The following is a 12,725-nucleotide window of genomic DNA, read 5'->3' on the forward strand; positions in this document are numbered from 1 at the left end:
CTCTTCAATTTAAAGTTTGTCGCTCGAAATAACTAGCAAATAAATTGTCAGTCACTCGTTTAACTAAGTATCTTTTGGATAGTCAGCGTCTTCAACGAGTGCCCACACAGATTGTCTGATTAATTTTTTAAAGAGCAGCGTCAGCGCTTTCACGTTGACAGGGCGCGCATTATTCCGCACTTCCCTTTGGCTGTCAAGGTTTGTTTTTCACATTCCTTAAAAGCGTTTTATTCTTTACTGCTTAGCTTTCAGTGATTTGCATCACAGTTGCCGTGTCAGTGGGGTCGCATTATAGGGAGTTTTGCGTTTGGCGCAAGGGGTTTTTCAACAAAAAAACACTGAAATGATGATAAATAATTAATGCTTAAGTTAAGCACGTGATACCAACAATTAACCCACAGGATTTGCAAAGTTCTCTGTGGATAACTCTGTTTTTACCAATAAAAAAGCCACCACTATATTCAGTTTATAGGGTGGCTTTTCGTTACGTTACCTTTGCTGACATCATCTATCCGCGATCTTAATCATCAAAGAAGCGCTTTGATTGCGCGAGTGCTTCTATATAGATAACGCTTTTATATAGATAGAGAGATTTTCTCGCTTTCTATTAATAGTAATAGACGATATCTGCAGATAACGGTCAGTTATGCATATACTGGGAAGCGGGCACAGATATCAAGCACCTGACCTTTAACTCGCTCAATGGTCGCTTCGTTGTTGATGTCATCAAGTACATCGCACATCCAGCCAGCCAGTTGTGCGGCTTCTTCTTCTTTGAAGCCCCGACGTGAGATAGCCGGTGAGCCGATGCGAATACCGGAGGTCACAAATGGGCTGCGCGGATCATTGGGTACGCTGTTTTTGTTAACGGTAATGTTGGCACGGCCCAGTGCGGCATCTGCATCTTTACCGGTGATGTCTTTATCAATCAAGTCCAACAGGAATAGGTGGTTTTCAGTGCCATTAGAAACGACGTTGTAGCCACGTTGTTGGAATACGTTCACCATGGCTTGTGCATTGCGTACGATCTGGAATTGCAGTGTTTTAAATTCAGGCTCCATCGCTTCTTTAAAGGCGACGGCTTTTGCGGCAATCACATGCATCAGCGGGCCACCCTGACCACCAGGGAAGACGGCTGAATTGAGCTTTTTGTACAGGTCTTCGTCTGCAGCAGCAGAGAGGATCAGGCCACCGCGCGGACCGGCTAAGGTTTTATGGGTGGTGGTGGTGACAACATGTGCGTGAGGCACTGGGTTTGGATAAGCACCTGCGGCAATCAGACCGGCAACATGCGCCATGTCAACAAACAGGTATGCGCCAATGCTGTCGGCAATCTCACGTAAACGCGCCCAATCAACCAACCGTGAATAGGCAGAGAATCCACCAATAATCATTTTTGGTTTATGCTCTTGCGCTTGACGGGCAACATCATCGTAATCAATGCGGCCATTTTCATCAATGCCGTACGGGACGATGTTATACAGTTTACCTGAGAAGTTCACGGGTGAACCGTGCGTTAAGTGGCCGCCATGCGCCAGACTCATGCCAAGTACGGTATCGCCCGGATTAAGCAGTGCCATATAAACGGCTGAGTTAGCTTGTGAGCCGGAGTGCGGTTGTACGTTGGCATAATCGGCACCGAACAGCGCTTTGGCACGATCAATAGCCAGTTGCTCAACGATATCTACGTATTCACAACCGCCGTAATAACGCTTCCCCGGGTAGCCTTCAGCATATTTGTTGGTCAGTTGAGAGCCTTGTGCCTGCATGACGCGCGGGCTGGTGTAGTTCTCTGACGCAATCAGCTCAATGTGCTCTTCCTGACGCACAACTTCCTGCTGCATGGCGTGCCATAAGTCAGCATCGTAGTCGGCAATGTTCATGTCTCGTTTTAACATCTGCATCTCCTGATAACTTGAGCTAAGTCGAGGGATAGGCTGAAAATGACGGCATACCCGTTAATCTGCGTTCAGTTTAATGTTTTTAAAGTGTGATCGATAGCCCTGTTAGTAATTTTAAAGCAATCGTTTGCTAAGTTTTTGTTGTGCGGGAGATTTTGGTGAGACTATCGGAATAGAGAAAAGAAAACGGCGTGCTCACACGCCGTTTATAAGGATACGGACTGTTATCTTTAGATGGCTTCTTCGTCTTGCTCACCGGTACGGATACGGATAACGCGCGCAACATCGTAGACAAAGATTTTGCCGTCACCAATTTTACCGGTTTGGGCGGTTTTCATGATGGTATCCACACAGGTATCAACAATATCGTCAGCCACCACCATTTCAATTTTGACTTTCGGCAGGAAATCGACCATGTACTCAGCCCCCCGATACAGTTCGGTGTGCCCTTTCTGACGGCCAAAGCCTTTGACTTCGGTGACGGTCATTCCAGTGATACCGACATCGGCCAGTGCCTCACGGACATCATCGAGTTTAAACGGTTTGATGATTGCATCGATTTTTTTCATGGTGATTCCTTACCAGTTTTTGCGTCCAAAACCTGACGTTATCGGATAACGTCGATCTTTGCCAAAGTTCCGTGTGGTAATGCGTGGACCGACTGCTGATTGCCGACGTTTGTATTCGTTGATATCAACCAAGCGCAAAACTTTCCGCACGATGGTTTCATCAAACCCCATTGCGATTAACTCTGCAACGGATTTATCGTGTTCTACATAGGCTTGCAAGATGGCATCGAGCACGTCATAAGGCGGCAAGCTGTCTTGATCAACCTGATCCGGTGCTAACTCAGCAGATGGCGGACGATCAATCACGCGTTGCGGGATCACATATGAGAGGGTATTGCGATAGGCTGACAGTGCAAATACCAGTGTTTTCGGCACGTCTTTGAGGACATCAAATCCACCCGCCATATCGCCATATAAGGTGGCATACCCTACGGCCATTTCACTTTTGTTACCGGTCGTCAGTACCAAACGGCGGCGCTTATTGGAGATAGCCATCAGCATGACACCACGACAGCGAGCTTGCAGGTTCTCTTCGGTGGTATCACGGGCTGTTCCAGCAAATAACGGGGCCAGTTGGTTCATAAAGGCATCAAACATCGGTTCGATCGAGATGATATCAAACTCAACACCGAGAATTTCAGCCTCTTCTTTGGCATCGGCTACGCTGATATCGGCGGTATACCGAAACGGCATCATCACGGCTTGGACATTTTCAGCGCCCAATGCATCAGCGGCAATTGCCAAGGTCAGCGCAGAGTCAATTCCGCCGGACAACCCCAGTACTGCGCCGTGAAAGGCATTTTTAGTGACATAATCTCGCACTGCCAGCACCAGTGCCTGATAGGTCTGAGCCAATAGGCTGCTTGGTTGTGGCAGAGTAGGCATCGGCTGAATGTGATTATCAGTAATGATAATTTGTGCGCTGTCTTCTGCAAACGCAGCCAGATGGTGGGTCACTTCCCCCTGCTGGTTAAAGACTTTTGAGCAGCCATCAAACACCAATTCATCTTGCCCACCCACCTGATTAACATAAATCAGAGGTAATCCGGTACGGCGGCAGTGGCCTTCGAGTAAACGCTGGCGAGTCTGTGGTTTTTCTTGATCGTACGGTGAGGCATTAATAGAGATAATCAGCTCTGCACCTGCAGCGTGCAGCGTATTAATCGGCTGATCAAACCAGAGGTCTTCACAAATCAACAACCCGATACGGTAACCGGCAAAATCAATAATGGCGGGCTGATGACCGGCACTGAAGTAGCGTTGTTCATCAAACACACCATAGTTTGGCAATTGCTGTTTGTAATAGCGGGTCAGCAGTTGGCCGTTGGAGTAGACCGATAGCGCGTTATACAGGGCATCGGCATCACGCCATGGGTGGCCTACCAGTATGGTGGTTTGGGCACATGCTTGTTGAATACGCTGGAGTTCAGTTTGTACTCGCAGCATCAGATCAGGCCGTAACAGCAGGTCTTCCGGTGGATAACCGGTTAGCGCAAGCTCAGGAAAAACCACCATATCCGCGCCGGTATTGGCATGTTCAGTGGCAGTTTGGATGATTTTGTCTGCGTTGCCTTCAATATCCCCCACCAGCATATTCAGTTGTGCGATGGCGATATTCAGTTGTTTGGTGACAGGCCCTAAATTCATGGCATATCCAGCTAATCAAAAACAAAGGTCAGGCATACTTCGGGGATTGCCCCGTATGGTATGCGTTTAGGTTGTCTTCCCCGTTAAAGATAGGGTGCGTAATGCACTTAACAGGGCGACAGATCAGGTTATAAAAATGACTTAATTGTCTTTAAAGTCATTAGGGTCGAGTTCATGTCGGCCCAACAGTTTGTAAAACTCGGTACGGTTTCGCCCAGCCATGCGTGCTGCCTGTGTAACGTTACCTTTGGCGATATGCAATAATTTTCGCAAGTAGTGCAGTTCAAAATGGCTGCGGGCATCAGCAAAGGTTGGCAGGGCGGTATTTTCACCCTCAAGTGCTTGCTCCACTAACGCTTCATTTATCACCGGCGCGGTGGTCAGCGCAACACACTGCTCAATAACGTTGACCAGTTGACGCACATTTCCCGGCCAACCGGCAGCCATCAGCAGTTTCATGGCCTCTTTGGAAAATGCACGAACAAACGGTTTATTACGTTCAGCCGCATGACGCAAAATATGAGCGGCCAACTGCGGAATATCATCAGCCCGTTCATTGAGTGCGGGTAATTTGAGGTTAACTACATTCAGGCGATAGTAGAGATCTTCACGAAACTCGCCCTTTTCCATCTCTTTTTGCAAATCACGGTGTGTCGCCGAGAGGATACGTACATTAATTTCAATATCGCGGTTGCTGCCGAGCGGTCTGATCCGGCGCTCTTGCAATACCCGCAGTAATTTGACTTGCAATGAGAGCGGCATATCGCCGATTTCATCTAAAAACAGTGTGCCACCTTCTGCAGCCTGAAACAGGCCTTCACGCTGACTGACTGCGCCGGTAAACGCGCCTTTAGCATGGCCGAACAGTTCAGACTCAAGCAGTTGTTCTGGCAGTGCACCGCAGTTGATGGCAATAAACGGTTGCTGTGCACGCGGGCTGGCTTTGTGAATGGCTTGTGCCAGCACCTCTTTACCGGTGCCGCTCGCGCCATTAATTAAAATACTGACATCCGATTGTGCCACCATTTTTGCCTGTTCAAGTAGACGAAGCATGCCGGCATTACGGGTGATCACATTTTCACGCCAGCGCTCATCACTGCTAGCCGGTGCGTGCAGGGCCAAGGCCTCATCAATGGCTTTATACAAGGCCTCTTTGTCGACCGGTTTGGTCAGAAAGCTAAATACCCCCTGACGGGTCGCCGCCACAGCATCAGGGATAGAGCCGTGTGCGGTGAGCAGGATCACGGGCATACCGGGAATGCGTTTTTGGATTTCACCAAACAGCGCCATGCCGTCCATTTCATCCATCCGCAAATCGCTGATCACCAGTTCAATTTTATCGCGCTCAAGTACACGCAGGGCTTCTTGCCCGTTAATGGCTGTGCTGACCTGAAAGCCTTCACTGCTCAAACGCATACCAAGCAGACGCAGTAAGCTGGGGTCATCATCCACCAGCAGCAGGTTGGCCGGCTTTCTCTGTGTCATCGGGTAAGGGTTCCTTTACATCGGCCGGTCGTTTTTCAACCGGCTTATCTTCGGCTGGCTTCTCTTCAACCACGCTGTTCTCGGGAGCGGTACTGTTCTCAGGTGCATTGACAGCATCGGGAGCAATGGCATCAACAGATTCTGGCTGCTTGAGTGCTTCACTCATCTCTGGCAGTACCGGTTTTACCGGTAACTGTTTACGGGTGGAGAGCTGACGCTCAATATCCATCAACCGAGAGAGTTTTTGCTCTGCATCCTTTAATTTTTGATTGAGTTCGCGCTGTTGATGTGTCGCCAGTTCAAGGTCATTTTCCAGCTGTTTTTGTTCGCGCTGAAAACGGATCCGCTCATCTGCTGAACTTATCAGCATAACTTGTTGCTCACGCCAAATACGCACCAGTGGTAGTACAGAAAATGGAACTTGTTCGCGCAACAGGCTGAGAGTGTCGAGCGATTTACGCCGCTCAGTCAGTGTTGGCGAAGCACGCAGTGATAATAAGGTCTTTTTCAGTGTGGCATGCCAAGTCGCATGGGAAAAGTGCGCGGCAAATTCACGCCGATCTTTGAGTGGAACTTGATCCGCACACTCAGCAACTCGCAACCAGTATGCCGCTTGCTGGATCGAAACACCGTTTTTTGTCAGCCAGATAGCCTGACAAGATTGGCGATAAAAATCGTCAACCTCTGCCGATGAGGTGATCGGCTGCATAACGCGTGCGAGCGCCTCGGTCGGCTTTCCTGCACATGCGCTCAGTAGTGGCAGCGGAATGACCAATACAACGCGTAACATCCATTTCTTTATTATGTCAGACATGCTCTGGGCTTAACGGTAATTCAATACGAAAACATACTGGTGCATAATCACTTTGCACCAAATCCAATTCACCCTGCATTCGGCGAATGCAATCACGGGCAATGCTTAATCCTAAACCGCTTCCCTTTACTGCCCCTTTACGCTGGCGACTGCCTTGGTAAAACGGTTCAAAAATCATTTCCCGTTCGGCTTTCGGAATGGAGGTGCCGGTATTGGCGATATCAATTTGAATACGATGATCTTTTTGGCGGCTCTTCACCCAGATAGTACCGGATTCCCCACCGTAATACACCGCATTGGAGTAGAGGTTATCTAACACTCGTGCCAGTAATATTGGTTCAGCGACACAGGTATCAGCCTGCCAATCAAGGTAGGTGTGCATATTTTTTGCTTTTGCCGGCAGGCTGTTGGCTTGAACCACCGTATCAAACAATTCGGGCAAAAAAACCTGACTTATCTGTACCGGTGTACTGGCAATCTGCCGATTATAATCGAGCAATTGCTCAATCAAGCGCTGCAAATGGCGGCTACTGGTATCTAAAATACCCACAATTTCACGCTGGGAAGCGCTCAACGGGCCCGCAATTTCATCAGCCAGCAGATCGGTACCCTCACGCATACTGGCCAACGGTGTTTTTAACTCATGCGAGATATGCCGCAAAAACTCATGGCGCTGAGACTCCAGCCACGCCAAGCGCTCGCTCAACCACACTACTTGCTGTGCAATTGATTTTAGCTCACGCGGGCCGCGCAGTGTTGAGATATCAGAAAGTTTCTTCCCCTCACCCAAGCGGTTGATCATACGCTGAATTGCTTTAACGGGCCCAATAATCATGCCGGTAAACAGTAACACCAGCACTAAACTGACCACAAATACACTCAGTGCTTGCCAACCAAAATAGCGCCCACGCTCGGCGATGGTCTGTTGCAGTTTTTCCCCACGCGAATAAATGACACTGCGGGTAGCTTCCAGCATCTGGCTATTATTATGCGCAAACTGCTCTAACAGAACCAAGGCTTCAGGCATTAACCCTTCGTTATTACACAACGGCGTAGCAAGCTGATTCAAATTGGCACGCAGCGGGGCATAATTGTCTTTTTCAGGCAAAGCACGAGCGTGCAGTGTCAACTGGCGCAGGTATTGATCGCGCTGGTTTTGGTAGAGCTTAGCGAATGTTTTATCCCCCAATACACAGTACTGGCGATAACTGCGCTCCATCTCAAGCGCAATGTTGCTCATCATTTCAGAGCGGCGCGCATCGGCCAGTGTAGAGCGGTTTAGCAATTCGGCTTGGGCGCTTAAGTTGTCTAGCCCTCGGTATGCCTGATACGCCAACAGCAGCAGCGGCAGCAATACCAAAAGAAATGCCAGTAAAACCAGTTGTCGTAACGAACGCGGGGAAAATCGCATAAATTCTGGGTAATCAGTTTCAGAAAGGCACTATTTTAAGATAGCTAAATGCTACCTGAGAGGCGGGGGATAAGAAAGAAACAAAGCCAGATTGTTGGAAAGAGTTGCGGCAGAGCGTCAGTTATCACATAAAACGGATATAACAGACGACAATAAACACGGGATTACCGGGGTCTCCCCCGGGCATTCCCTGACCGATATTCTCGGCCTCGGGATACCAGACCATCGCATCTACGCCTACAGGGTGATGAAAACAGATGTTCATCGTAATTAGGCGACTGGTATCCGGCTTCGCATTACGTACCTGATGATAAATCTTTGTTTATCGCAGTGGTACGTCGGGTGGTGTCTCACTCAACGTTTCGTCCGGTGGTAGATGAAGTTTACACTCTCATCAAAAGGTGGACGTTAGACACCATTACTCTTGTAACTGCATCATCCTAAAGTTTATGAAGCTAGGCTGTCATAAGAAGGCGGATGAGCGTTTACACAAAACATACTGCACTTGCTGTGCCAACTTTGCGAAGATAAAATTAACTAATTGTTTTTAATTGAATTTTATTTTAAATAATTACTTTCATCACTGCGGGTAAGTTGCAGTATTGCAATACAGCCCGATTTTCCTCACAGAACTGTCTCCATATCACAACACTCTTATGAGATAATTAAGTTAACATTAAAAATCAATATCTTACGTGTCATCTTTTAGCGACACTGTTATTGGCTTTTGTCTGCCTTTTACGACAAAAATAAAAAATCCTTTATTTATCAAGAAGAAAGAAAGTAGTGATTTTGTCGTTCATTGCCATTTGAGGTACGGCCTAAAGCCGATAAAGCTTATACAAGGGAAGAGAAAACCGTAAAAGAAAGGAACAGCATTTAAAAGAAAAGAGATAAAGAGACCAAAGAAGAGAAAAAAAGAGAATAAGAAGACGATATAAAAACAAACGCCCGACAAGATTTATCGGGCGCTATTACGGGTATACCGAATTTTAAGCCTGTGTATCTACCGCATTACCGCGCGAGATCATCACCATTGCAGGGCGGATCAGACGGCCATTTAGGGTATAGCCTTTTTGCATCACCATCACCAGATGATTTGCCGGATACTCAGCAGACTCAACCATACCCATAGCCTGATGCACATCAGGGTTAAATGCAGAGCCAATTTCACCTACTGCCTCTACACCAAACTTGCTCATTGCGCTATACAGCGATTTCAGCGTCAGTTCAACACCTTCCATCATTGCTGTCAGCTCTGGATTTTGCTTGTCAGCCAGTTCAACCGCACGCTCAAGGCTATCAATTACCGGTAGCAGCTCGTTGGCAAACTTTTCCAACGCAAACTTATGTGCTTTTTCAACATCCTGCTCGGTACGGCGGCGGATGTTATCCACTTCAGCACGCGCACGCAGCATAGCATCACGCTCGTTGGTTTTTGCCGTTTCTAAGGCAGACTCCAGTTCGGCAATCCGCGCATCACGCGTATCAACCACTTGCTCTACCTCTTGCTCAGGCAGATCAACCTGTGGGTTTTCGGTGTTTTCAGTTTGGGTCTGATTCTCTTGTTGATTCATAATGTCTCCGCGATTTAGCATTCTGGTCGCTAGTTAGCTTATTATGGGGGCTAAAGCGGGTGATTCAAGGGTAAAATCCGTTCTATCCATCACATCGCATCACTCCAGCATGATAAAGGCAATGCCATGAATCAAGGATTTAATTGTATCGGTCTGGTCGGAAGGCCACGTCATCAGACGGGGCTTAGTACACATGAAGCCTTGTATCATTGGCTTACCGCACAAGGTTATGATGTCTTACTCGAGCACCAGATTGCACAAGAGCTACAGATCCCGAATATCACCGGTGCCAGTTTAGCTGATATCGGCCAACGGGCTGACTTAGCCGTGGTGATTGGCGGAGATGGCAATATGCTCGGTGCGGCACGTATACTGGCGCGCTATGATGTTGCGATGATTGGCGTTAATCGTGGTAATTTGGGTTTTTTAACCGATCTTGACCCCGACACAGCAAAAACACAACTGAGTGATGTGCTCGCCGGCCACTACATTACCGAAGATCGTTTCTTGCTTGAAGCACAGGTTTTTCATGGTGATCGGCCAAAACGCGCCAGCAGCGCCATTAATGAAGCCGTGATCCACCCCGGCAAAGTGGCGCACATGATCGAATTTGAAGTGTACATCGATAACCGCTTTGCATTTGCCCAACGCTCTGATGGCCTGATTATCTCAACCCCTACCGGATCAACCGCTTACTCACTGTCCGCCGGTGGCCCAATTTTAACACCTAATCTTGATGCCATTACACTGGTGCCGATGTTTCCCCATACCCTCTCGGCACGGCCACTGGTAATCGACAGCAACAGCCATATTCGTCTGCGTTTTTCTGAAGGCACAAGTAGCCCGCTGGAAGTCAGCTGCGATAGTCAGATAGCACTGCCAATCCAACACGGTGATGAAGTTGTCATCAGCAAGAGCCCACATAAACTGCGGTTGATTCATCCACAAGATTATAATTATTTTAATATTTTGAGTAATAAGCTCGGTTGGTCAAAAAAATTATTTTAAACCGATACCACACAGCACCGCCTCTGAATCTTTACTGTATGTAAAAGCAGTATATACTGTTCACATATACAGGCATGGATGTTTACACAGAGGCTGACCGATGCTGGCACAACTGACCATCACCAACTTTGCCATTGTTCGTGAATTGGCAATCGACTTTCACCGCGGAATGACAACCGTCACCGGCGAGACGGGCGCAGGCAAATCTATTGCAATTGATGCCCTCGGCTTATGCTTAGGCGATCGCGCAGAAGCGGCCATGGTGCGCACTGATGCCAAACGCGCTGAGGTCTCTGCCACCTTCTTGCTGCAAGGAAATCCAAGCGCTCGCCGCTGGTTGGAAGACAACCAGCTTGATGAAAGCGATGAGTGCATTTTACGGCGCGTGATCAGTGCCGACGGGCGTTCAAAAGCCTTTATTAATGGTACACCCGTGCCAGCCTCACAACTGCGTGAACTCGGTCATCAACTCATTCATATCCACGGGCAGCATGCCCACCAACGGTTGCTTAAATCAGAGTATCAACTTGCTCTACTCGATGCCTATGCCGGTCACCACAGCCTGTTAGAAGATATGCGTAACGCCTACCAGTTATGGCGCGAGCAAAAAAATGCCCTCAAAGCATTCGAGAAAAACAAGCTCGAACGTGAAGCGCGTTTACAACTGCTGCAATATCACGTCAAAGAGCTCGATGACTTCGGTTTAGCAGAGGATGAATTCTCTCAGATTGATGATGAGTACAAGCGCTTATCTAACAGTGGGGATCTGATCCAACATAGTCAGGAGTCTTTACAGGTTCTCGATGAGGCCGATGAGGGTAACGTATTAAGTTTGCTGCGCCGCGCCCAACTGCGGGTCAATGAGTGCGCAGAGCTTGATGCCCGCATTGCACCGTTAACCCAAATGCTCGATGAAGCGACCATTCACATTCAGGAAGTGTGCACAGAACTACGCCAATACCTTGATTGTCTTGATTTAGAACCCGAACGCCTTCTCTATCTTGAACAGCGACTATCCAAAGCGATGCAGCTTGCCCGTAAGCACCATATCCACCCCGATGAACTGCCAACGTTACACCTTGAATACCACAATGAACTCGCCCTATTATTAGAACAAGAAGTTGATGGCGATCATTTTGAACAGCGAGAACGCCAGTATTGGGCTCAAATGCTCGAATCGGCAGAGAAACTCAGCCAAAGTCGTCAACGGTATGCCGATGATCTGGCGCGTTTGATTACCCAAAGTATGGCTGAACTATCCATGGAAAATGGCCGTTTTTTCATTGAGATACATAGCAATGAGCAACGCCTAACACCACTTGGTTTTGATCAGATTGATTTTACGGTGACCACCAACCCTGGCCAGCCAGCACAACCGCTCGGCAAAGTCGCTTCTGGGGGGGAGTTATCGCGTATCTCACTGGCTATTCAAGTGATCACTGCGAAAAAAGTGGATACACCGAGCCTTATTTTTGATGAGGTGGATGTCGGTATCAGTGGGCCAACTGCCGCCGTTGTCGGAAAATTATTACGGCAACTCGGGGAATCAACCCAAGTTTTGTGTGTCACACACTTACCACAAGTTGCAGGTTGCGGACATAACCACTATTTTGTGAGTAAATATACCGATGGGCAGATGACAGAAACCCATATGACACTGCTAAATCAAGACGACCGTTTAAACGAGCTTGCCCGTTTACTCGGTGGCAGCCAAATCACAGAGAACACGCTTGCCAACGCGCGCGAGCTGTTAGCAGCGTGATCCAGACACACGGATTACACATCTGTTTTTACTTTGGTGCGAGTGTTGATTATTATCAGTAATAATTCGTTTACAGGAACACAGACTGACTATGCGCTGTAAAACACTCACTGCGGCATGTTTACTGGTGATGCTCACCGCCGGATGCTCTACGGTAGAAAAAGTGGTTTATCGAATTGATGTAGACCAGGGAAACTATCTAGAGCAAAAAAATGTCTCTCAGCTTCGGCAGGGAATGAACAAAGATCAAGTGCTGTACCTACTTGGTACTCCGCTGCTAAATGATCCTTTCGGAAGTGATACTTGGTATTACATTTTCCGCCAGCAAAAAGGGCATGAAAACCCAACTCAGCAAACGCTGGTGTTAACCTTTGATACTCAAGGGCAACTGAGCAGCATTAAAAATCAAGAGAAGTTGCCAGAAGCGTTAGCTCAACAAGCGGGTTAACTTCAGCTATCAACAGTACATTTTCAATGCCTTTGTCACCACGCTACTCTGCGTATTCGCAAAGGCATTATTAAGTTTTTTTCCTTTTTTCACGCTGCATGAC

10 protein-coding genes are annotated in these 12,725 nt (G+C 47.9%); 3 read left to right on the forward strand and 7 right to left on the reverse strand.

The window, feature by feature from the left end:
* Nucleotides 1-644: 644 nt before the first annotated feature.
* The 7 genes from glyA to grpE all read right to left on the reverse strand — a co-directional run bounded on the left by glyA (nt 645) and on the right by grpE (nt 9,404).
* Entirely contained in the window at nt 645-1,898 is a 1,254-nt protein-coding gene (glyA, locus tag ACRC27_RS01840) for a serine hydroxymethyltransferase (protein WP_438623912.1), read from the reverse strand.
* A gap of 233 nt (nt 1,899-2,131) precedes the next feature.
* Nucleotides 2,132-2,470 (reverse strand): nitrogen regulatory protein P-II, encoded by a 339-nt coding sequence (glnB, locus tag ACRC27_RS01845; RefSeq protein WP_438623911.1) that lies wholly within the window; start codon nt 2,468-2,470, stop codon nt 2,132-2,134.
* Nucleotides 2,471-2,479: 9 nt separating this feature from the next.
* A complete protein-coding gene (locus ACRC27_RS01850) occupies nt 2,480-4,117 on the reverse strand; it encodes an NAD+ synthase (RefSeq protein ID WP_438639052.1) in 1,638 nt (545 codons plus the stop codon).
* Nucleotides 4,118-4,258: 141 nt separating this feature from the next.
* Nucleotides 4,259-5,602, reverse strand: coding sequence for a two-component system response regulator GlrR (glrR, locus tag ACRC27_RS01855; RefSeq protein WP_438623909.1), 1,344 nt, complete (start codon nt 5,600-5,602; stop codon nt 4,259-4,261).
* Nucleotides 5,562-6,392 (reverse strand): hypothetical protein, encoded by an 831-nt coding sequence (locus ACRC27_RS01860; RefSeq protein ID WP_438639053.1) that lies wholly within the window; start codon nt 6,390-6,392, stop codon nt 5,562-5,564. Before ACRC27_RS01860 ends, glrR begins: the two co-directional genes overlap by 41 nt.
* 16 nt (nt 6,393-6,408) lie before the next feature.
* Complete coding sequence (locus ACRC27_RS01865) at nt 6,409-7,827, reverse strand: sensor histidine kinase (RefSeq protein WP_438623907.1); 1,419 nt, start codon at nt 7,825-7,827, stop codon at nt 6,409-6,411.
* A gap of 992 nt (nt 7,828-8,819) precedes the next feature.
* Nucleotides 8,820-9,404 carry a nucleotide exchange factor GrpE gene (grpE, locus tag ACRC27_RS01870; protein WP_438639054.1) on the reverse strand — a complete coding sequence of 195 codons (585 nt, stop codon included), beginning with the start codon at nt 9,402-9,404 and terminating at the stop codon, nt 8,820-8,822.
* A gap of 126 nt (nt 9,405-9,530) precedes the next feature.
* Between grpE and nadK the strand changes: the two genes are divergently transcribed.
* The 3 genes from nadK (at nt 9,531) to bamE (ending at nt 12,622) form a co-directional block, all read left to right on the forward strand.
* Nucleotides 9,531-10,412 carry an NAD(+) kinase gene (nadK, locus tag ACRC27_RS01875; RefSeq protein ID WP_438623905.1) on the forward strand — a complete coding sequence of 294 codons (882 nt, stop codon included), beginning with the start codon at nt 9,531-9,533 and terminating at the stop codon, nt 10,410-10,412.
* Between the two features lie 100 nt (nt 10,413-10,512).
* Complete coding sequence (gene recN / locus ACRC27_RS01880; RefSeq protein WP_438639055.1) at nt 10,513-12,174, forward strand: DNA repair protein RecN; 1,662 nt, start codon at nt 10,513-10,515, stop codon at nt 12,172-12,174.
* Nucleotides 12,175-12,265: 91 nt separating this feature from the next.
* Entirely contained in the window at nt 12,266-12,622 is a 357-nt protein-coding gene (gene bamE, locus ACRC27_RS01885) for an outer membrane protein assembly factor BamE (protein WP_438623903.1), read from the forward strand.
* Nucleotides 12,623-12,725: the final 103 nt, after the last annotated feature.

The sequence above is a fragment of the Plesiomonas sp. genome, assembly GCF_051650925.1.
GTDB lineage: Bacteria > Pseudomonadota > Gammaproteobacteria > Enterobacterales > CAMTGL01 > Plesiomonas.